Genomic DNA, 22,031 nt, shown 5'->3' on the forward strand with positions numbered 1-22,031 from the left:
ACGCATATCCAAACACCTCAGATTTGGGCGCCATCATAGCGCCCGATTGAGGTGTCCAAAATCATTAGGCCAGTTCAAGCCCGCTCCCACAGGGTATTTGCGCAGATCGAATGTGGGAGCGGGCTTGCTCGCGAAAGGGTCGGCACAGGCAGCCAATCACTCAAGTCGGACAGGTCGCCTTGCCGTTATCCAGCCCCTGCTTGTAGCTGTGGCTCTGCAGGCTGGCCTTGCCGTTGTGCCAGGTAAGGGTCAGTACGTACAGCGAATCGAAATCACCTGAGGCCCAGTCGTCGGTGATGGTCTGCTTCTCGCCGACGGCCTTGCCCGCGACCTTGTTGATCAGCTCCGGCAAGTAGCCGTGCGACCAAGCGGTGTAGATCGTTGAGTTGTGGTACTTGTCTTCGGTCAGTTCGCGCGCCAGGTCACTGGTGTCGTTGGCGGAAAACTCGATGTTCACCGGCAGGCCTAGCTTGATCGCGGCGGGGCTGATGGTCATTAACGGACGGATGTAGCTGTAGGAGTTGTCCAGTTCGCCTTCCTCGACATTGCGCGTCGGGTTGGCGGCGAACACATAATCGGCCTTGCCGAATTTTTCCGGCAACAGGGTCGACAGGTCGATGGCGCGATTCAGGCCCTGACAATTGAGCTGGCCGAGGCCGCCCTCGGGCTTTTCCGCATGGCGCAGGAAGACCAGCGTCTGCGTACCGTCCACCGGTTGCGCGCGAATCTGGCTCGACTCCAGCGACAGGAACAATGCACTGACCGCCAGCAGCGAAGGCAGGGCCACGTAGGCGCGATGTTTGAAACGTTTGGCGAAACTCATGAGGTTCGTCATTGAATATAGGTTCTTCAGCAAATTCGGTTGGGGCTGACCAACCCTTACACCGCGGGCTCCCAGCACCGGATGTTGTCCATGTCGTGTGTCGCGCTTCCTTTGCGAAGGGCTTAGCTCAGAGTCCTCTGAAGCCGGTTTGGTTCATGCACAGTACCCGCAAGATGTTACGGTTCGTGTAGGAGCTGCCGCAGGCTGCGATCTTTTGGTCTGGCTTCTGAAAACCAAATCAAAAGATCGCAGCCTGCGGCAGCTCCTACATTATGATCAGCGCTTCCCATGTGACTGGATGTTTCCAATGACCGATCTGTCCGCGTTCCAAATTACCCAGAAATGGCCGGCGCAGTACCCCGACTGGATTCAACTCTATTCCCTGCCGACCCCCAACGGCGTCAAGGTCTCGATCATGCTCGAAGAGATCGGCCTGCCCTACGAGCCGCACCGCGTGGGTTTCGACACGCAAGACCAGATGTCCCCGGAATTTTTGTCGCTGAACCCCAACAACAAGATCCCGGCGATCCTCGACCCCCACGGCCCGCAAGACCAGCCGCTGCCGCTGTTCGAATCCGGCGCAATCCTGATCTACCTCGCCGACAAGAGCGACCAGTTGCTCGCCCAGGAGGGCGCGCTGCGCTACGAGACGATTCAGTGGCTGATGTTCCAGATGGGCGGTATCGGCCCGATGTTCGGTCAGCTCGGTTTCTTCAACAAATTCGCCGGCAAGGACTACGAGGACAAGCGTCCGCGTGACCGCTATGTCGAGGAGAGCAGGCGCCTGCTCAACGTGCTCGACAAACGCCTGGAAGGTCGCGACTGGATCATGGGCGAGCGCTACACCATCGCCGACATCGCCACGTTTCCGTGGGTGCGCAACCTGATCGGGTTCTACGAGGCGGGGGATCTAGTGGGCATCAGCAACTTCCCGAACGTGACCCGGGTGCTGGAGCGCTTTCTGTCTCGCCCGGCTGTGGTGCGCGGGTTGACCATTCCTTCCTGAGGCCACACATAACCCTGTGGGAGCGGGCTTGCTCGCGAAGGCGTCGTGTCAGTCAACACGTCTTTTTCTGATACACCTCCTTCGCGAGCAAGCCCGCTCCCACAGGAATAGTGATGACGCCCGCAGATTATTGCGTCCTTGGTAACGCACTGTTGATTGATCCAGGTTTGTACCTGCGCCCACCGAAGGCATAAGCTTCGCCCCCTACGACTTTCGTCTCATCTTCCGATTTCAGGAAAGCCCCATGTCCAGCCAGTTCCCCGAAGCACGTCCCCGCCGTCTGCGCCGCAATGCGAGCCTGCGCAGCCTGTTCCAGGAAACCGAGTTCAGCCTGAATGATCTGGTGCTGCCGATTTTCGTCGAAGAAGAGATCGACGACTTCGTGCCGATCAAGAGCATGCCGGGGGTGATGCGCATTCCCGAGCGCAAGCTGGCCAGTGAAATCGAGCGTTATGCCCGTGCCGGGATCAAGTCGGTAATGACCTTTGGCGTGTCCCATCACCTGGACGCCAACGGCAGCGACACCTGGCGCGAAGATGGACTGGTCTCGCGCATGTCGCGGATTGCCAAGGACGCCGTGCCGGAAATGATCGTGATGTCCGACACCTGCTTCTGCGAATACACCGATCACGGCCACTGCGGCGTGATGCACAACCACGAAGTCGACAACGACCAGACCCTGATCAACCTTGGTAAACAGGCGGTGGCCGCGGCGCGTGCCGGTGCTGACGTGATCGCCCCGTCGGCGGCGATGGACGGCCAGGTGCGGGCGATCCGCCAGGCGTTGGACGCCGCCGGTTTCACCCAGATTCCGATCATGGCCTACTCGACCAAATTCGCCTCGGCGCTGTATGGCCCGTTCCGCGAAGCCGGTGGTAGTGCGCTGAAAGGTGATCGCAAAAGCTACCAGATGAACCCGATGAACCGCCGCGAAGCCCTGCGCGAATCGCTGCTCGACGAGCAGGAAGGCGCCGATGCGCTGATGGTCAAACCGGCCGGTGCGTACCTCGACATCATCCGCGACATTCGTGAAGCCTCGAACCTGCCGTTGTCGGCGTATCAGGTCAGCGGCGAATACGCGATGATCAAGTTCGGCGCGCAGGCCGGTGCAATCGACGAGGATCGCGTGGTGCGCGAAAGCCTGGGCGCGATCAAGCGTGCGGGGGCGGATCTGATCTTCACCTACTTTGCGATGGATCTGGCGCTGGCCGGGATCTGACAGACACCGCAGAACTCCCTGTGGGAGCGGGCTTGCTCGCGAATGCGGTGTATCAGCAACGAATAGGTTGACTGACACGACGCCTTCGCGAGCAAGCCCGCTCCCACATTGGGACTGTGTAGGGTCACGGAAAGTTGAAGTAGGGCCGGATACCGTGATCCCGGAAGTACCGCTCGATCACCTTCGGATCCGCACTGTTATCGGCAATCGCCACATACGTATCCGGGCGCAACAGGTAAAAACCGTTACGCCCCAATCCCGCCGTTTCAAACGCCGGCCGCCAGTCGAACACGTGCAGCGACAGATGGTGTTCGTTGCACCAGGCGATCATCTCGTCGCTGGTGTCGCCGTACACGTGCACCTGCCAGCAAGGCTGCCTTAGCGGTTCGTAGTTATCCCCCTCACCATCATGCGCCCACGGCAAGCGGTCGCCGCCGTGGACGTGGCCGGCCGTGCCTTGGCTCAGCGGCATGCCGCGATAGTTGAGGGTGACTTGCGAAACCGTGCGAAAGAGGAACTCGCGGCTGGCCTCGAACGTGGCCATTTTCGGGATCAGAAACGGTGCCAGACGCGTGCGCAGCAAATCGGCGATGCGCCCCTCGGCGGTGACGAAACTGAACACCTTGTCGGTGGTCGACACCAGCCGCCGGGCGAAGGCGATGCGCTCGGTTTCGTAAGTGTCGAGCAGCTTCGCCGTGGCGCTGCCGTTGAGCACGGCGGCGAGTTTCCAGGCCAGGTTGATCGCATCGCCGATGCCGGTGTTCATGCCCTGGCCGCCGGCGGGGCTGTGCACGTGCGCGGCGTCGCCGAGGAGAAACGCCCGACCGCTGCGAAAATGCTCGGCCACGCGGTGATGCACGCGGTAGGTGGAGAACCAGTTGACCTCGTCGATGTGCACTTTCAGGTGCTCGATGGCGCGGCTGCTGACGTCGGCAAATTGCAGGGTTTCGGCGCGGTCGGCACGTTCGTCACGCACGGTGCCGATCAGTCGGGCGCGGCCTTCGCCGGCCAGTGGAAACACCGCAAGGAAGTCCGCTTCATCCAGATCCAGGTGCAGCTCACCGTTCATCGCCGGGCCGCTGGCCTTGACGTCGGCGACGTAGAAAATCTGCTGATAGGTGCCGCCGGGAAAACCGGTGTCGAGGGTTTTGCGCACCACTGAGCGGGCGCCATCACATCCCGCCAGATAGCAGGCCTGGCAGATTTCCTGTTCGCCATCGGGCAGGCGCAAGTGCGCGGTGAGGCCGTCGCCGGTTTCTTCGAAACTCTCAAGCTCGGTGTTGCGCTCAACCGTCACGTCATAGTCTTCGAGGCGTTCGAGCAGGAGCTGTTCGTGTTGGTCCTGGGGGAAGATTTCGATGAACGAGTAGGGCGTCAGGCCTTCGCCGATGCGCTGCAACGGCAACTGCGCGACCGGTTTGCCCTTGACCCAGAAATTCGCCGCCGCGACCTTGTGGCCGTTGCGCACCACGGTGTCGGCCAGGTCCAGCTGGCGATACAACTCCAGGGTGCGCGCCTGCACCGCCAGTGCTCGTGAGGTGGTGCCGGGCGCGGAGGTCTTGTCGATGATGCGCACGCGCACGCCCAGTTTGCTCAGCGACAGGGCCAGCACCAGACCGGTCGGGCCGGCGCCGATGATCAGTACGTCGCTGCGGTTCATGGGCCTGTCCTCCGTTGGCTGTGCAGCAAGTATGGATCAGATGGAAAGGCTAGCCAGTGCCGGCCCCTTCGCGAGCAGGCTCGCTCCCACAGTCGAACGCATCCCAATGTGGGAGCGAGCCTGCTCGCGAAGGGGGCTTATAACTCGCCGCAGAAATAAAAAAGGCCCCGCAACGGTAAAGCTGCGGGGCCTTTTCATTTCACGGCGAGGTTTAGAAATCGATCGTGCCCGACAACTTCGCCACCCGTGGCTCACCCTGGGTCAGATAGCCGCCCTGCGCCGATTCCCAATACTTCTTGTTCGCCAGGTTTTCCACGCCCAGGCGCAGGGTCACGTCTTTCTGCGAGACCTTGAAGGCGTAACGCGCGCCGGCGTCAAAGCGGTTCCAGCTCGGCAGGCTGAGGTTGTTGGCCGCGTCGGCATACTGGCCACCGGTGCGCAGCATCCGCGCATTCAGCGCCACGCCTTGCAGGCCCGGTACATCCCAGTCGGCGCCAGCGTTGAACTGGAAGCTCGGCACGCCAATGGCACGGTTGCCGTCGTTGGCGCCGTTCTGGGTGTTGCGCAGTTCGGTGTCCATCAGCGTCAGGCCGCTGATCAGGCGCAGGCCATTGATCGGCTCGCCGAACACGTTCATCTCTACGCCTTTGTTGATCTGCTCGCCTTCACGCACGTAAGTGCAGGTGGTGGCGCTGTTGATTTCACAGTAGCCATCGCTCGGCTGCTCGATGCGATAGACGCCCAGGCTCGCGCCGTAAGTGCCCATGTCGACCTTGACCCCGGCCTCGGTCTGCTTGGAGCGCGCCGGTGCGTAGACTTCGTTGCCGTTGGTCACACGCAAGCCGCCGGCGCTGGTCGGCGAGGTCGGCCCCTGGGCCAGGCCTTCGATGTGGTTGGCGTAGAACGACACATGCTCCCACGGCTTGAACACGATGCCGTAGACCGGCGTGGTGATCGATTCGTCGTAGCTCGACTTGCGGCTGCCGCTGCCGTAACTGGCGTAGTTGTAGCCTTGCACCACCAGTTGCTGGCGACGCAGGCCAGCGGTGATCAGCAGGCGATCATCGAAGAAACCGAGGGTGTCGGAGAGCGCGAGGCTGCGGTTGAAGGTCTTGCCGACGATGCCCGGGTCATTGAGATCGCCGCCGGAAAAGTTGCCGACCGGCGACGGCGTTTCCACCGGGTGGTAGATGTTGTTGGCGTACTTGGTCAGGTCGAAATCATAGGCGCTGCGCTGTTCCGCCCACAGACCGCTGAGGCCGAAGTTGAGCTTGTGGCTGACCGCGCCGGTGTTGAACTTGCCGTTCAGGCCGGCCATCAGGCTGGTGTTGTCCTCGTCGTGGGGGATGAACGAGCCGGTGGTGTAGGAGGCGCCGTTGTTGCCCACCAGCGTGGTCGAATTGTAGCGCCCGACTTCGCGGGTGTGCTTGGCGCCGCCGGCGACGTACGCGGTCCAGTTGTCGTTCAGGTCGTATTCGGCGCGGAGCATGCCGAAGGTGTCTTCGATGTCTGTGTAGCCCCACTTCGGCGCGTAGTTGGTGTCGGCCGACGGCGCGTCCGGAATGTGCGTGGCGGTGCCGAGGTTGACCGAGTTGCGGCCGCCGTTGACGCGTTCTTTCTGGTAGGCGAAGTCGCCGGAAATACGCAGCGCGTCACCGCGATAATCGAGGCCGATGCTGAACAGTTTCGAGCGCTGGTTTTCGTGATCGATGCCGGTGTCGCCTTCGCGCTGCGACAGGTTGATCCGCGCGCCGAAGCGGTTGTCTTCGCCGAAGCGCTGGCCGATATCGAAGTGCTGGCCGATGCGACCTTCGCTGTTGATATCGGTGGTGTAGCGGCGCAGCGGCTCGTCGCCGGCACGCTTGGGCTGCAGGTTGACGCCACCACCGATGCCGGAGCCGGTCGGCGTCACGCCGTTGATGAAGGCGTTGGGGCCTTTGAACACTTCCACGCGCTCCAGGGCGTCGGTGGAAATGATCTGCCGGGGCAGCACGCCGTACAGGCCGTTATAGGAAATGTCGTCACCGTTCAGCGGCAGACCGCGGATCATGAACACCTGCGCCTGGTTGGAGAAACCCGAGGCCTGACGCACCGACGAATCATTGAGCAACACGTCGGCAACGTTTTCCGCTTGCTGGTCCTGAATCAGCTGTTCGGTGTACGACGCGGCGCTGAACGGCACGTCCATCATGTCCTGATTGCCGAGCACGCCGAGTTGACCACCAAGGGCGACCTGACCACCGGCGTAGACCGGGGGCAGGGCGTTGGGCGTCAGTGCCTGGGCGTTGATGTTGACGTTGTCGAGCACCAGCGCCTTGCCGTTTTCATCGGCAGCGTGAGCGGTGACACTCAGGGAGCATAGCAGGGCGAGAAGCGTCGGGCGAAACGGGACGGCGAGTCGAGCTGGAGCGGGCATGTCGATACCTGGAGGCGTACGGCCGGTGAGAAAATTAGAACGGCGCGGGGAACTCCTTGCGCAAATACGACTCCAGGTGCAAATGATAGGAGTTCGCAGTAACGTTTTGCAAACTGTTTATCTCGCTGAATTTTCGGTTCCGAATGGAAACCTGTGGTGAGGGGATTTATCCCCGATGACGCGCGGAGCGGGTCGCTTTGATATTGGAAGGCTGCTGCGAAGTCCATCGGGGATAAATCCCCTCACCACAAAGGTCACAGTCCTAGCCTGCGTCACCCCTTTGATCGTATGGTGAACCCGCCTCAACGCACGCCAAGGAGCGCCATGCACACCCCTCGATTAGTCATTACCCTCGCCACGCTGCTGGCGCTCGCCGGTTGCGCCGGCCAGCGCAGCCAGGAGCCGGCACCGCGTGCGCCGGCTGAAGTGAAAGCCGAAATAGTGCGGCTGATGCCGGCCAAAGTGCCCGACCGTCAAGGCTGGGCCACCGACATCTATGCCGCGTTCGCCGCACAGAACATCAGCCCGACCACGCAGAATCTGTGTTCGGTGCTGGCCGTTGCCGAGCAGGAATCCACCTTCCAGGTAGACCCCACGGTGCCGGGCCTGGGCAAGATCGCCCGCGACGAAATCGACCGTCGTGCCGCCAAAGTGCATATTCCCAGTCTGTTGGTCAGTGGCGCTCTGCAAGTGCGCTCCACCAACGGCAAGACCTACAGCGAACGCCTGAACGCGGCACGCAGTGAAAAAGAACTCAGCGCCATTTTTGACGACTTCATCGGCAGAGTGCCGATGGGCCGCACCTTGTTCGGCGGCTTCAACCCGGTACACACCGCCGGACCGATGCAGGTCAGCATCGAATTCGCCGAGCAGCACGCCAAGGAGTATCCGTACCCGGTAGACGGCACGATCCGCCACGAAGTGTTCACCCGCCGTGGCGGCATGTACTTCGGCATCGCCCATTTACTTGGCTACCCGGTGAGTTACCGCGAGCCGCTGTACCGCTTCGCCGACTTCAATGCCGGTTGGTACGCCAGCCGCAATGCCGCGTTCCAGAACGCGGTCAGCCGAGCTTCGGGCATCCCGCTGGCGCTGGATGGCGACTTGATTCGCTACGATTCGATCATGCCTGGCACCACCGAACTGGCGGTGCGCACCCTCGGCAAGTCGCTGGGCATGCGTAACCCGACCATTCGCGATCAACTGGAGAAGGGCAAAACCCTGGAGTTCGAAGAGACCAGACTCTATCAGCGGGTGTTCGAACTGGCGGAGCAAGCGGAGGGAAAAAAACTGCCGCGTGCGGTGTTGCCGGGGATTGTGCTGCAGAGCCCGAAAATCACCCGCAAGCTGACCACGGCGTGGTTCGCCAAACGCGTGGATGAGCGCTACAAGCGCTGCATGGCCAAGGCCGGTTGACGCGGGTTCAAAGCACTTTGACGGCTCGGCCAATGGCCTGAATCGGCCCGGTTGGTTTACCGATCGGCGAGCCATTGGCGCCTTCCAGCGTCAGCTCGAACAGCTGATTCGGTTGCAGCGGCGGCAATTTATCCAGCGGCACCGAGAGCGTCTGCCCCGGTTTGACCAGCCCCAGCGACACCGGCCCTTGCCAGCCGTCAGCCTTGGTCCAGAACTCCAGCGCCTTGTCCGCCGGCACTTCGACCACGCCCAGCGGGATTAACTGAATTTCCCGTGGATTACTGGCCTGAATCACCCAGCCTGGCGCCTTGTCCTGCGGCGCGACCAGCACCACCAGATAATTCGGCTTCGGCGTGGTCTGGGTCAGCAGGATCGAGCCCAAAACCAATGTGGCGACCAAGCCGGCCGCACTCAAGCCGCGCCACAGCGGCAGCAGATTCCACCACGAGGTTGACGGCGCAGCCGGCGCTTTTTGCGCGAACCGCTCGACACTGCGCTCGATGCGCGGCCATAAGTGCGGCGAAGGCTGCTGCGTCCCGGCAAATTCGGTCAGGTCGAGCAAGCGTCGCTCCCAGGCATCCACCGCTGCTTGCAGTTCGGGGTCGTGTGGCAAGCGCTGTTGCAGTGCTTCGCGCTCCGGCGCCGACAGGGTGCCGAGCACGTACTCGCTGGCCAGTTCATCACGTTCCTGCGCCGATTCAGTGGTCATCCCATGCACTCCCGCAAAGCGTTGAGGCTGCGTTTGATCCAGGCTTTGACCGTGCCTAGCGGCGTGCCCAACCGTTGGGAAATCTGCGCGTGGCTGTAGCCGTCGACATAAGCGTGGAGGATGCAGCTTCGCCGCTGCGGGTCGAGTTGTTCCAGACAACGATGGATCCGCGCCGAATGGCCCTGCACATCGAAGGCGTCCTCGTCAGGCTCGGCATCGTGTTCTTCGTTGAACGGCGTCTCCCGGCTTTGATCACGCAGCTGGTTCAACGCCAGATGCCGGGTCACGCTGAACATCCAGCCGCGCGCTGAACCGCGCGCCGGATCAAATTGCGCCGCAGCGTTCCAGATCTTGATAAACGCCTCATGCACGATGTCTTCGGCCAGCGCCGTGTCACGTACCAGTCGCTTGGCCACGCCGAGCAGGCGCGGGCCTTCCTGCACGTACAAATCGCGCAGGGCCGACTGCTCGCCGCGGGCACAGGCAGCGAGACGGGCTTCGTAATCAAACAGCGGTTCAGGGAAAGACATGAAGTGCAATCTAGCTCACATTCTTCAAACATCCAGACAACACAGTCTTCTACTGTGGGAGCGAGCCTTTGTGGTGAGGGGATTCATCCCCGACCGGCTGCACAGCAGCCGTAACCGTTGGTTGCGGTGAATGCCTGACTCCGCAGTTGCCGGATTTTGGGGCGCTTCGCGCCCCATCGGGGATGAATCCCCTCGCCACAAGTTCGCTCCCATAGGGACATCAAGGAACTAGTTCGCCGCCCAGAAAATGTAGTCGGCCTGATACTTCACCACTTCCTGCTTGCCCTTGTTCGCTGCTGTGCATTCACTGCCCGGTGCCACGCCGCCCTTGAGCGCGACACGCTGGATGTAGCTCACGCCACTCATCGCGCCTTTGCCTTCAGTCGGGTTGGCCTTGACCAGTTGATAGGGCAGGTTGCCCGGGCTCGACGGGGCGACGGCCAATTGCGTGCCGGTGACTTTCGAACCATCTTTGGCCTGCCAGGTGGCGGGCGGGCCGAAGTAGGTGCCGACCTGCTTGCCGCTGCGATCATTGAGCACCGCTTTCGGGCCGACGAAGGTCCATTCGGTTTGCCCGGCGGCATTGGGCTTGTCGCGGCATTCGTAAGTGATCTCGCCGACGCCAGTGGTTTCCATCGCGATCTTGTGGCCTTCCGGGACTTTGATCGCATCGGGATAGCTGCTTTGGGCGAAGGTTGTCGAGGACAGGGCGAGCAAACCGGTGAGGCCAATCAGTTGAGTGAAGTTCATCAGTGTTATCTCCGAAAGGGGTAGACCGCTGACAGCCGAAGAGGGCTGTTACAGGGACTACCCGTGGCGGAGGCGTTTGGATGCAGTGCCTGAAAAATATTGTTCAATTACCTGTGGACCTGTGGGAGCTGGCTTGCCAGCGATAGCGGTGTATCAGTGAAATGAGTGTCGACTGACACGACGCCATCGCTGGCAAGCCAGCTCCCACAGGGGGCTTCAGCGGGCTTGAGGCCGGAGGCTTTCAGCAGTTCCTGGGTGTAGGGGTGGGTTGGTGCGGCAAAAATCTCCCGCGACGAACCCTGTTCCACGACCTTGCCATCCTTGATCACCAGCAAGTCATGGGCCAGCGCATGCACCACCGCCAGGTCATGGCTGATGAACAGATAGGTCAGCCCATGCTTGATCTGCAGTTGCCGCAACAGGTCCACCACTTGTTTCTGCACCGTGCGATCCAGCGCCGAGGTCGGTTCGTCGAGCAGGATCAGCGCCGGCTCCAGCACCAGTGCACGGGCGATGGAGATGCGCTGGCGCTGGCCGCCGGAAAATTCGTGGGGGTAGCGATGACGACTCTTGGGGTCGAGGCCGACTTCCTCCAGCACGCGAATCACCGCAGCTTCGCGCTCGGCCTCGGTGCCGATGCCGTGGGTCAGCAACCCTTCGGCAATGATCTGCTGCACCGACATCCGTGGACTCAGGCTGCCGAACGGGTCCTGGAACACCACCTGAATCTGCCGCCGCAATGGCCGCATCAAGCGTTGATTGAGCAGGCTCAGTTGCTTGTTGCCGAAGCGGATATCGCCCTCGGATTCCACCAGCCGCAGGATCGCCTGACCCAGCGTCGATTTGCCCGAACCGGATTCGCCGACAATTCCCAACGTTTTGCCGCGTTGCAGGCGGAAACTGACCCCGTCCACCGCTTTGATGTACGCCTGCGAACGACTGAACAAGCCCTTGGGCAGGGCAAACCAGACCTTCAGATCATCGACTTCCAGCAGGTTGTGCTGGTACGGACTCGGCACCGGCGCACCGCTCGGTTCAGCTTCGATCAACAAGCGGCTGTAAGGGTGCTGCGGCGCGCGAAACAGGGTCTCGCAGTCAGCCTGTTCGACGATGTCGCCGTGGCGCATCACGCACACCCGTTGCGCGATGCGCCGCACCAGATTCAGATCGTGACTGATCAGCAGCATCGACATGCCGAGCCGCTGTTGCAGTTCGATCAGCAGCTCGAGAATCTTCTGCTGCACGGTCACGTCCAGCGCCGTGGTCGGCTCATCGGCGATCAGCAGTTCCGGTTCGTTGGCCAGCGCCATTGCAATCATCACCCGTTGCCGCTGACCGCCGGAGAGCTGATGCGGATAGGCTTTCAAACGCTGCAGCGGTTGGCGAATGCCCACCAGTTCCAGCAGCTCCAACGTGCGCTCACGGGCGGCGCGACCCTTGAGGCCCTTGTGAATCTCCAGCACTTCACTGACCTGTCGCTCCACGGTGTGCAGAGGATTGAGCGAGGTCATCGGCTCCTGGAAAATCATCGCAATCCGGTTACCGCGCAAACCGCGCATCTGCTGCTCGCTGGCGTCCAGCAAGTTCACCCCGTTGTAAGCAATCGAACCGCTGCTGCTGACGGTTTTGCCCGGCAGCAGACGCAAAATCGAATGCGCCGTGACCGACTTGCCCGAGCCGGACTCGCCGACCAGCGCCAGGCATTCGCCTCGGCGGATATCGAGGTTCAGACCGTGCACCACTTCCTGCCCGGCGAAGGCGACACGCAGGTCGCGGATTTCAATCAGGTTGTCGCTCATGTCAGCTCCTCGGATCAAGATCGTGGATCAAACGCATCACGGCAAGCCTCACCGATGAATACCAACAACGACAGAATCAGCGCCAAGGCAAAAAATGCCGTCAGCCCCAGCCACGGCGCCTGCAGATTGCGCTTGGCCTGGCCGATCAGTTCGCCCAGCGAAGCGGTCCCGGCGGGCATGCCGAAACCGAGGAAATCCAGCGCGGTGAGGGTGGCGATGGCGCCGGTCAGAATGAACGGCAAGTAGGTCAGGGTGGAGGTCATCGCGTTGGGCAGGATGTGCCGCAGCATCAGTTCGCTGTCGGTCAGGCCCAGCGCCCGCGCGGCTTTGACGTATTCCAGATTGCGTCCACGCAGAAACTCGGCGCGCACCACATCCACCAATGCCAGCCAGGAAAACAGCGCCATGATCCCCAGCAGCCACCAGAAACTTGGCGAGACAAACCCGGACAAGATGATCAGCAGATACAGCACCGGCAGCCCCGACCAGATCTCCAGCACCCGTTGCCCGAGCAAATCCACCCAACCGCCGTAATAACCCTGCAACGCCCCGGCAACGATGCCGACCAACGCACTGATGCCGGTGAGGATCAGCGCAAACAGAATCGAAATTCGTGTGCCGAAAATCACCCGCGCCAACACGTCCCGCGCCTGATCGTCGGTGCCCAGCCAATTGCTGGAAGAGGGTGGGCTGGGTGCCGGTTCAGTCAGGTCGTAATTGACCGTGTCGTAGCTGAACGGGATCGGCGGAAACAGCATCCAGCCGCCCTGATCCTCGATCAGCCCGTGCACGTAAGCGCTGGCGTAATCCGGCTGGAACGGCAGTTCACCGCCGAAATCGGTTTCCAGGTATTCGCTGAGGATCGGGAAGTAGTAGGCGCCGTGGTAGCGGATCACCAACGGTTTGTCGTTGGCAATCAGTTCGCCGCCGAGGCAGATCAGGCACAGGCCAATGAACAGCCACAGTGACCAGCGTCCACGGCGGTTGGCCTTGAACTGCGCGACCCGGCGCTGACCCAAAGGAGAGAGTGTGAACATCAGGCAGTCCTCGCCGAGAAGTCGATGCGCGGGTCGAGCAGGGTGTAGCAGAGGTCACCGATCAGCTTGATCAACAGGCCGAACAGGGTGAACAGGAACAACGCGCCGAACACCACCGGGTAGTCACGCGACACCGCCGCCTCGTAACTCATGCGCCCGAGGCCGTCGAGGTTGAAGATGGTTTCGATCAGCAAGGAACCGGCGAAAAACACCTCGATCAGCGCCGAGGGCACCCCGGCCACCACCAGCAGCATCGCGTTGCGAAACACGTGGCCGTAGAGCACGCGGCGCTCGGTCAGACCCTTGGCCCGCGCGGTGATCACGTACTGGCGGCTGATCTCGTTGAGGAAGCTGTTTTTGGTGAGGATGGTCAGGGTGGCGAAACCGCCGATCACCAGTGCTGTAACCGGCAACACCAGGTGCCAGAGGTAGTCGCCGACCTTGCCCAAGGTGCTGAGGCTGTCGAAGTTATCCGACACCAGCCCCTGCACCGGAAACCAGTTGACGTAGCTGCCGCCGGCGAACACCACGATCAGCAGCATCGCAAACAGAAACGCCGGCATCGCGTAGCCAATGATGATCGCGGTGCTGCTCCAGACATCGAACGCACTGCCGTTGCTGATCGCTTTGCGGATGCCCAGCGGGATTGAAATCAGGTAGGTGATCAGCGTTGCCCACAGGCCGAGCGACAGCGACACCGGCAGTTTCTGCAGGATCAGATCGGTGACCTTGGCGCCGCGAAAGAAACTGCTGCCCAGATCCAGCTGGGCGTAGTTTTTCAGCATCAGCCACAAGCGTTCGTGCATCGGCTTGTCGAAGCCGTAGTGGTGTTTGATTTCCTCGATCAGCGCCGGGTCCAGCCCGCGACTGCTGCGCCCGGCACCACCCGTCGCGGCGACTTCGCCACCACCGCCCATGCCGTGCCCGCCGAAACCTTGCAGGCGCGCAATGGCTTGCTCCACCGGGCCGCCCGGTGCGGCCTGCACAATCACGAAGTTGACCACCAGAATGCACAGCAGCGTGGGGATGATCAGCAGCAAACGTCGACTCAGATAACGCAGCATGTCACTGGCCCCCCGCGAGCTGGGTGTGCATCTGTTGCGTGGTCAACGGCTTGGTCGAGACCTCCCACCAGGTGTTGAGGCCTTCGTCGTACGCCGGTTGCACCGGCGGCATGCCGAAGCGGTTCTGATACACCGTCGGCGTGCCCTTGGAGTAGTAGTTGGGAATCATGTAGTAACCCCATTGCAGCACCCGGTCGAGGGCGCGGGCGTAATGCACCATGGCGTCGCGGGTGTCGGCCTTGACCAGCCCGTCGATCAGTTGATCGACCGCCGGGTTGGCCAGCACCATCGAGTTCGAACTGCCGACTTGCGTGGCACTTTGCGAGGCATACAGGCTGTACAGCTCGCGGCCGGGGGAGACGATCGGATCGCCGCTGCGCGGGAAACTGGTGACGATCATGTCGTAGTCCCGCGCGTTGAGCCGATTGACGTATTGCGCCGAGTCGATCCGCCGTAGATTGAGGGTGATGCCGATCTGCGCGAGGGTGCGTTTGAACGGCAGCAGCATGCGATCAAAACCGCCCTGACCGTCGAGGAAGGTGAACTCCAGCGGCTCACCGGCGGCGTTGACCAGTCGGCTGTGTTGCGGCGTCCAGCCGGCCTCGGCGAGCAGCTTCAGAGCTTGCAGCTGCTTGTCGCGGATGTAGCCGCTGCCGTCGGTTTTCGGCGCCTGATACACCGTGGTGAACACCTCGTCGGGAATCTGTCCGCGCAACGGTTCGAGGATCTTCAATTCCTCGGCGTCGGGCAGGGCGGTGGCGGCCATTTCACTCTTCGGCCAGAAGCTGTTTTGGCGCACGTAGAAGCCGCGCATCATCTGCTTGTTGGTCCATTCGAAATCCCACAGCAGGCTGATCGCCTGACGCACGCGGCGATCCTGAAAGATCGGGTTTTGCAGGTTGAACACGAAGCCTTGGGCGGCGGTGGGTTTTTCCGGAGCGAGGATCGCCTGCTGCAAGCGACCGTCACGCAGTGCCGGGCTGTCGTAGCCGACCACGTAGCCGGACGAGGAAAACTCGCGGTTGTAGTCGAAAGCCCCGGCCTGCAACAGTTGCCGGGCGACGTCGGTGTCACCGTAGAAATTCACCGTGAGCGTGTCGAAGTTGTACATCCCGCGACTGACCGGCAGGTCCTTGCCCCACCAGTCCGGGTCGCGCTGGAAACTGATGCTGCGTCCGGCATCGACTTTGCTCACGCGGTACGGGCCGCTCCCCAGCGGGGGTTCGAAGCCACCGCCGTTGGTGAAATCGCGAGTCTTCCACCAGTGTTCGGGCACCACGCGCAGTGTTGCCAGGTCCAGCGCCAGGGTGCGGTTGAGGTTGTTCTTGAAGGTGAAACGAATCTGCTGCGGATTCTCGATCAGCACGTCCTGCACGTCGGCGTATTGCTGGCGATAACTGAGGCTGCCCTTGGTCATCAGCAGGTTGAAGGTGTAGCGCACGTCTTCGGCGGTGATCGGCGTGCCATCGGCGAAGCGAGCCTTGGGATTCAGGGTGAAGCGCACCCAGAGGCCTTCTGGATCACGTTCCATCTGTTGCGCGACCAGCCCGTAAACGGTGTACGGCTCGTCGAGCGAACGGAACGCCAGCGGCGCATACACCCAGTCGTTGACCTGCACCACGGAAATGCCTTGATCGGCATACGGGGTGATGTAGTTGTACTGGCCGATTTCCATCGACGCACGACTGAGTGAACCGCCCTTGGGCGCTTCGGGATCGACGAAATCGAAATGCTCGAAACCCGCCGGATACTTCGGCGCTTCGCCGTATACCGTCAGTGCGTAGCTGCCGGCGGCCAGTGCCGGCACGGCGGCGCAGAGCAAAGCGCCGCCGAGCAGCAGGCCTGCCATGTTGCGCATGAATCTCATGAAGTTTTTCCTCTAAGCCCGAAAACACACTGGCAACGCTGAAAACTGTGGGAGTGCCCTGTGGTGAGGGGATTTATCCCCGACCGGCTGCGAAGCAGCCGCAAACCCATTGCATGCGGTGATTCTGGTCATCCGCAGTTCAGGTTTTGGGGGCGCTTCGCACCCCATCGGGGATGAATCCCCTCACCACAAAAGCTCAGTCACACAAAGGATGTGTCCAGCCCTGGGGTCAGAAGTGATACGTCATGCGCGCAAACAGCGTGCGGCCCAGCGGGTCGGTGTAGCGCGGGTCATAGCCGCTCTGGAAGTTGTAGGCCTGGTTGGAGAACGGCGGGTTGCGGTCGAACATGTTCTTCATCCCCGCATCCACGTCCAGCACCTTGTTGAAGGTGTAGCCGGCCGACAGGTCCCACACCGAATACGACGCCACGCGCGCATGGGTATCGCGGTCGTAGTCGTTGTAACCGGTGGTGAAGCGGTTGGTCAGCGACGCGCGAGCCGCGCCGAAGGTCCAGCTGCCGGTGAGGTTGTGCTTCCAGCGCGCGATCACGCCGTCCCCTTCGAAGTCGCCGACCTTGTCGGTGAACGGGCCTTTGATGGTGCTCTGGAAGTCGTAACTGTCGACGTAGGTGCCTTGCAGCCCCAGGCCGAACTGGCCGTACGGGGTGTTCGGGAAGCGGTAGTCCAGCGACACATCGACACCGTTGGTTTCGACGATGCCGAGGTTGGCGTTGCCGGTGACGATGTAGTTGAGCGTGCCGTCGGCGTTGCGCACGAAGCGATCCGGGTAGCTGCCGGCCTGATCGAACACAGTGGATTCAGGGAACGGCTGGATCTGGTTGGAAATGTGAATCCACCAGAAATCCAGACCCACCGACAGGTTGCTGACCGGCTGATAGACGAAGCCCAGGGTCACGTTGCGCGCCTTCTCCGGGGCCAGGTCTTCGTTACCGCCAATCTGGTTGAGGAACTGCTGGCCGCAATCGCGCCCGCCGTTGCCACCCGGTTGCACCACGCCGCCGGTACACAGCACCGGGTCGTTGTAGTAGCCCTGGGTGTAGGTGATGCTGCGCGGCGAATACAGCTCGTAGAGCGATGGCGCACGGAAGCCTTCGCTGTACGCGCCACGCACTACCAGCTCTTTGAGCGGCTGATAACGGAACGAGTATTTCGGGTTGGTGGTGCTGCCGAAGTCGCTGTATTTGTCGTGACGCACAGCGGCGGACAGTTCCAGGCTGTCGAGCACCGGCACGTTGATTTCGGCGTACGCGGCTTTCACGCTGCGGTCACCCTCGACGCTACCGGCCGGGTCGATGCCGAGGCTCTGAATGTCGCCGGCAAACTGCTCGAAATCCTGATGGAATTTTTCTTTGCGGTACTCGCCACCCAGCGCCAGACCGGAGGGACCGGCACCGAACCAGTCGCCGATTTCGCGGCTGATCCGCCCGTCAAAACCGGCCACGCGACCAACAGCCGTGGAGTAGGCGCCGTGATACATGGCCTGGTCGATGTACTGCTGACCGGCGGCGGATTGCGGGCCAAACGGGTTGAGCAGACCGCTGGCCAGACCGTTGATCATCGCCTGATCGCTGACATATCCGCTGGTGACACTGGAGACGATTTTGTTCTGGTTGTACGAGGCACCGACGTTGTAATCCCAGCCGCCGACCAGACCGTCGAAGCTCAGGAGAAAGCGCTGGCTGGTGTTCTGGTCTTTCGATTCACGCGGGCCGGCGGCGGTTTCGCGCCAGTTGACGTCGACCGGTTGCGTCGGGTCGAGGGCGAAGCCGGTCGGGCCGGGGGTGATGCCGTTGCCGGGGTAGTAGGGCGACGACGAGTCCAGGCTCAAACCGGTGAGCGGGGCCGGGCCGACCGCCGTGGCGTTGTTGTTGCGCGACCAGAAGTATTCGAGGTTGACGTTGTGGTCATCCGCCAGCTTGCCGGTGGTCTTGCCGAAGAACGACGTCTTTTCGGTTTGCGGAATCAGGTCGATGTATTCGCGGGTGCTGAAGCGGCACAAGCCGTCACGCGCCACCAGGTTCGGCCCGTTGCAATTGCTGTTGGCCAACGGGTTGGTGGCGTTGCCGTTCTGGCTGTAGTTGCCGGGGAATGCGGTGCCGGAGGTCTGGTCCAGGCCACGGCCGGGCACATAGTCGCGGGCGAAGGAGCGGTCGTTGGCGTCGAGGTTCTGCTGCTTGTTGTAGTTGAACACGCCGAGGACGTTGAAGCGGTCTTGCTCCAGGTCGCCGTAGCCCCAACTGGCGCTCATGTCTTTGGTGGCACCGCCGCCGCTGTGGGTCGGGGTTTCGCCACCGAGGGTGAGCTGGCCGTCGGTCAGGGATTTTTTGGTGATGAAGTTGATCACGCCGCCGATGGCGTCGGTGCCGTACAAGGCTGATGCGCCGTCGCGCAGAACCTCCACGCGCTCGATCGCGGCAAACGGGATCATGTTCAGATCCACCGCGCCGCCGGCCGAGTTGGTGCCCGACAAGGCGTTGTTCGCCAGGCGTCGACCGTTGAGCAGCACCAGTGTCTTGTTCGCGCCGATGCCACGCATGTCGGCAAACGAAGCGCCACCGGTGGCAGCGCCGACCGAGCCGGCGCTGTTGTTGATCGACTGGCTGCCGGTGATCCGCTGCACCAGTTCGGCGGTGGTGGTCACGCCCTGTTTGCGCAACTCATCGGCCTTGAGAATGGTGATCGGCACCGCCGTTTCCGCATCGACCCGGCGAATCGCCGAACCGGTCACTTCCACCCGTTGCAGTTGCGTGGTCGGCGCCACCACCGCTGCCGCAGCGGGCACGGTGGCGTTGTCATCCTCGGCGGCTTGCACAGTCCCGGCGCCCATCCCCATGGCCACCAGATACAACGGGACAAAACGGTGACGAGAGATCGTTGCCACCAAAGGTTTGAGCGTGAAGCGTGGAGTGTTCATCAGCATGGTTGTTTCCGACTTGTCAGACGTTATCGAATTGGCCTTGTGAGCCCCTCATTGCTCCGCTTTCGGTGATACCGCGTGCGGAAAACCACTTTCTTCAAGCAAGCCGATCCCCTCCGAAGACGCCTGGCGTTTTTTCGGTCGGCTGATTGCGACGGGATGCTTCAGCGGTGCCGGGCGCGCTTCTCAACGCGCGCCCGGCACCGCACTCAGTGGGTGGTCATCACCGAAATCTTGCTGATGCCCGAGCGTTCGATGGATGCCATGGCCTTGGCCACCTGGCCGTAGTTGACGTTGGCGTCGGCCTGCAACTGCACGCGTACTTCGGCGTCCTTGGCCTTGACCTCCTTGAGGCTGGCTTCCAGCGATTCCGGCGCCAGTTCGGTTTTCGCCAGGTAGAACTTGCCGTCCTGATCGACGCTGACCACCACTGGGTCTTTCTTTTCGGCGGGGGCGACGGCGTCGGTTTTCGGCAGGTTGACCTTGATCGCGTTGGTCATCAGCGGCGCGGTGACGATGAACACCACCAGCAGCACGAGCATCACATCCACCAGCGGCGTGACGTTCATTTCGCTGAGCACTTCATCGCTGTCTTGGGTAGAAAAGGACATCAGCTGGCCTCCCGCACGGCGGCTGTGGTTTTGCTGGCGATGGCCTGGCGGCTGATGGAGAACGCGCTGCGTGAGGCGAGGGCGTCGAAGTCGTGGGCGAAGTCATCCATGTCTGCCGAGGCGAGCTTCAGGCGGCGCAGGAAGAAGTTGTAAATCAGCACTGCCGGGACCGCGACGGCGATCCCCACGCCAGTGGCGATCAGTGCATGACCGATGGGGCCGGCGACCGCTTCAAGGCTGGCCGAGCCGGTTTCGCCGATGCTTTGCAGGGCTTCCATGATTCCCCACACGGTACCGAACAGGCCAATGAACGGCGCGGTGCTGCCGATACTGGCGAGAATCGCCTGACCGTTTTCCAGCGAGCGGCGTTCCTTCTGAATCTGCTGGCGCAGGTTGCGCTCCAGGCGATCGGAACGGTTGATGGTGTGCGCCAGTTGTTGCGTGGTACGCGGCGATTCTTCCACCAGCAAGGCTTCGAAGCCGCTGCTGGCGATGCGCGCCAGCGAGCCCGGATACTGGCTGGCGTGTTCGGCGGCGGTGAGCAGATCCGGCGCGCCCCAGAAGGCTTTGCTGAACTGTTTGTTCTGGGCTTTCTGGCGCAGGTATTGCGCCGACTTGACCAGCAGGATCGCCCAGCTGACCACGGAAAACAGCACCAGGCCCCAGAGCACACCGGGGACAATCATCGAAGACAGTGAATTGTTCATCGCTACACCTCGCTTGCATTAAGTCGGTTGTGAGTTCGTTGGGTTGTGCCGTTATTGCGGCAATTTGAAATCGATGGTCTGGGTGGCGAAGCCGTCAATCGGCGTGTCACCGCGTTTGGCCGGAATGAACTTCCAGTTCTTTACCGCCGCGACGGCGGCGTCATCCAGTTGCGGCTTACCGCTGGACTTGGTCACTGTCACCGAGCCGGCGCGACCGTTGGCCAGCACCTGAATGCGCAGCACCACGCTGCCTTCCCAATTGCGCCGCAGCGCCAGCGACGGGTATTCCGGCGGCGGGTTGCCAAGGCTGGCGAGACCGGAAATCGCTGCCGATTCCTTGACCGGGGCAGGCGCTGCGGCCGGGGCCGGTGGCGCGCTCGTTGTCGCCGGCGCAGCGGGAGCGGCCGGTTGTGCCGGGGCGGGCGGAGCTTTCGGCGGCTCGACTTTCTTCACCGGTTTGGGCTTCTCGAGCGGTTTCGGTTTTTCGATCGGCTTGGGTTTCTCTACCGGTTTTGGCGGTGGCTTGACCGCGTCTTCGTCTTCCACCGGTTGTTCCGGTTCCGGAGGTGGAGGGGGCGGCGGTGGCGGTGGCGGTTCCGGTGTGGGCGGTGCCGGCGGCGTCGGGCTGGTCAACTCGACGGTCATTTCCGGAATCTGCGGCGGAGTCGGCAGTGGCTCGGGCCGGGTCTGCTGGAAAAACCACCAGGCGCCGCCGTGTATCAGCGCCGATACCGCCACCAGCAACAGCATCTGCTGTTTGTTCAACCCGCCGGATTGCGAGGTATTGGCCGTGAAGGCTGGCCTGTCCGGTGACAGCGGGATTGGCGCTTCCCGTAACGACCCCGGCAGGGTTCTGTGCTTTACCGCATCGTTCATTAAAGCTCCCTCGGGTTGATGAAGGGCAATAAGGTGCCGTCCGAACATTGGGGTGATGTTCGAGTGGGTGGGTGTAACTTTCTTCAAGGTGTATGCAGGCCGATAGTTGAACTATCTATAGAACAGGGCTTGCTTACAGTTACTGGCTTAGAGCCATCGACTTCGAGTGTTCATTGGCCATTCCCTGGTTGTTCTTCTATCGCTTGAGATCAGTGTTGGTGTCTCATGCTTGTGCTTTTTGCATGTAGCAACCGCTGTGCCAGATGTTGCCGAAATGTATAGGTCTTATTTCATCAGTGTTACCCATGTCGCATTTATATAAGTTTTGCCTTTGTAGTGTATTTCTCCGGCCAACAGTTTCCCGAAACTCCATTGAGTGGAGTTTTTTCAGAGGCGAGTCAGGCTCTACGCGGTATCACGCTGATCGGCGGGATAGAGCGGCGGCTTGGCTAACGGCCCTGGCACTTGCTGGTGCGCGGCGGACTGATTTGGTGCGGGTCTGTGTTTTAGCGGGTCACGGCGTATGTTCCTTGTTCTTGTTTAAATGAAATCACTGTTTCCAGTGCTGAATAATTCAACTCACTGGAGCCGTTTTGGTGCACT

At 61.6% G+C, this 22,031-nt stretch carries 17 protein-coding genes; 3 read left to right on the forward strand and 14 right to left on the reverse strand.

Going from position 1 to position 22,031, the window contains the following annotated elements:
- Nucleotides 1-160 precede the first annotated feature (160 nt).
- Nucleotides 161-835, reverse strand: coding sequence for a histidine phosphatase family protein (locus tag AC3WMV_RS09605; RefSeq protein WP_103369844.1), 675 nt, complete (start codon nucleotides 833-835; stop codon nucleotides 161-163).
- Nucleotides 836-1,130: 295 nt separating this feature from the next.
- On the opposite strand from AC3WMV_RS09605, the gene AC3WMV_RS09610 reads away from it, so the two are divergent.
- On the forward strand, nucleotides 1,131-1,829 hold the full coding sequence (locus AC3WMV_RS09610; RefSeq protein ID WP_103369742.1) for a glutathione S-transferase family protein: 699 nt from the start codon (nucleotides 1,131-1,133) through the stop codon (nucleotides 1,827-1,829).
- Between the two features lie 244 nt (nucleotides 1,830-2,073).
- Nucleotides 2,074-3,048 carry a porphobilinogen synthase gene (gene hemB / locus AC3WMV_RS09615; RefSeq protein ID WP_041074196.1) on the forward strand — a complete coding sequence of 325 codons (975 nt, stop codon included), beginning with the start codon at nucleotides 2,074-2,076 and terminating at the stop codon, nucleotides 3,046-3,048.
- Between the two features lie 124 nt (nucleotides 3,049-3,172).
- On the opposite strand, the gene AC3WMV_RS09620 is transcribed toward hemB, so the two are convergent.
- Both AC3WMV_RS09620 and AC3WMV_RS09625 read right to left on the reverse strand, forming a co-directional pair.
- A complete protein-coding gene (locus tag AC3WMV_RS09620; protein ID WP_103369736.1) occupies nucleotides 3,173-4,708 on the reverse strand; it encodes an FAD-dependent oxidoreductase in 1,536 nt (511 codons plus the stop codon).
- Nucleotides 4,709-4,919: 211 nt separating this feature from the next.
- Nucleotides 4,920-7,124: a TonB-dependent receptor gene (locus tag AC3WMV_RS09625; RefSeq protein WP_103369737.1), complete on the reverse strand. Its 2,205-nt coding sequence runs from the start codon at nucleotides 7,122-7,124 to the stop codon at nucleotides 4,920-4,922.
- Between the two features lie 324 nt (nucleotides 7,125-7,448).
- Here AC3WMV_RS09625 and AC3WMV_RS09630 point away from each other — a divergent pair, with 324 nt between their 5' ends.
- Nucleotides 7,449-8,540, forward strand: coding sequence for a DUF1615 domain-containing protein (locus tag AC3WMV_RS09630; RefSeq protein WP_103369738.1), 1,092 nt, complete (start codon nucleotides 7,449-7,451; stop codon nucleotides 8,538-8,540).
- 7 nt (nucleotides 8,541-8,547) lie between these two features.
- Here the strand turns inward: AC3WMV_RS09630 and AC3WMV_RS09635 are convergent, their stop codons facing one another.
- The 11 genes from AC3WMV_RS09635 to AC3WMV_RS09685 form a co-directional block, all read right to left on the reverse strand.
- The gene (locus AC3WMV_RS09635; protein ID WP_096797386.1) at nucleotides 8,548-9,249 is read right to left on the reverse strand and encodes an anti-sigma factor; all 702 of its coding nucleotides are present in this window, start codon (nucleotides 9,247-9,249) and stop codon (nucleotides 8,548-8,550) included.
- The gene (locus AC3WMV_RS09640; RefSeq protein WP_103369739.1) at nucleotides 9,246-9,779 is read right to left on the reverse strand and encodes a sigma-70 family RNA polymerase sigma factor; all 534 of its coding nucleotides are present in this window, start codon (nucleotides 9,777-9,779) and stop codon (nucleotides 9,246-9,248) included. The genes AC3WMV_RS09635 and AC3WMV_RS09640 overlap by 4 nt, the downstream gene beginning before the upstream one ends.
- A gap of 228 nt (nucleotides 9,780-10,007) precedes the next feature.
- Nucleotides 10,008-10,529, reverse strand: coding sequence for a DUF3455 domain-containing protein (locus AC3WMV_RS09645; RefSeq protein WP_097087755.1), 522 nt, complete (start codon nucleotides 10,527-10,529; stop codon nucleotides 10,008-10,010).
- A 107-nt stretch (nucleotides 10,530-10,636) separates the two neighbouring features.
- Nucleotides 10,637-12,328 carry an ABC transporter ATP-binding protein gene (locus AC3WMV_RS09650; RefSeq protein ID WP_207264505.1) on the reverse strand — a complete coding sequence of 564 codons (1,692 nt, stop codon included), beginning with the start codon at nucleotides 12,326-12,328 and terminating at the stop codon, nucleotides 10,637-10,639.
- Nucleotides 12,329-12,342: 14 nt separating this feature from the next.
- The gene (locus AC3WMV_RS09655; protein ID WP_096797383.1) at nucleotides 12,343-13,365 is read right to left on the reverse strand and encodes an ABC transporter permease; all 1,023 of its coding nucleotides are present in this window, start codon (nucleotides 13,363-13,365) and stop codon (nucleotides 12,343-12,345) included.
- A complete protein-coding gene (locus AC3WMV_RS09660) occupies nucleotides 13,365-14,429 on the reverse strand; it encodes a microcin C ABC transporter permease YejB (protein ID WP_027613869.1) in 1,065 nt (354 codons plus the stop codon). Before AC3WMV_RS09660 ends, AC3WMV_RS09655 begins: the two co-directional genes overlap by 1 nt.
- Before the next feature lies 1 nt (nucleotide 14,430).
- The gene (locus AC3WMV_RS09665; protein WP_103369741.1) at nucleotides 14,431-16,296 is read right to left on the reverse strand and encodes an extracellular solute-binding protein; all 1,866 of its coding nucleotides are present in this window, start codon (nucleotides 16,294-16,296) and stop codon (nucleotides 14,431-14,433) included.
- Between the two features lie 229 nt (nucleotides 16,297-16,525).
- On the reverse strand, nucleotides 16,526-19,237 hold the full coding sequence (locus AC3WMV_RS09670) for a TonB-dependent receptor (protein WP_178085276.1): 2,712 nt from the start codon (nucleotides 19,235-19,237) through the stop codon (nucleotides 16,526-16,528).
- Nucleotides 19,238-19,443: 206 nt separating this feature from the next.
- On the reverse strand, nucleotides 19,444-19,845 hold the full coding sequence (locus AC3WMV_RS09675) for an ExbD/TolR family protein (protein WP_003223575.1): 402 nt from the start codon (nucleotides 19,843-19,845) through the stop codon (nucleotides 19,444-19,446).
- Entirely contained in the window at nucleotides 19,845-20,552 is a 708-nt protein-coding gene (locus AC3WMV_RS09680; RefSeq protein WP_007966644.1) for a MotA/TolQ/ExbB proton channel family protein, read from the reverse strand. Before AC3WMV_RS09680 ends, AC3WMV_RS09675 begins: the two co-directional genes overlap by 1 nt.
- 51 nt (nucleotides 20,553-20,603) lie before the next feature.
- A complete protein-coding gene (locus tag AC3WMV_RS09685; RefSeq protein ID WP_492561388.1) occupies nucleotides 20,604-21,428 on the reverse strand; it encodes an energy transducer TonB in 825 nt (274 codons plus the stop codon).
- Between the last annotated feature and the right edge of the window lie 603 nt (nucleotides 21,429-22,031).

Source organism: Pseudomonas sp. FW305-3-2-15-E-TSA4 (assembly GCF_058787295.1).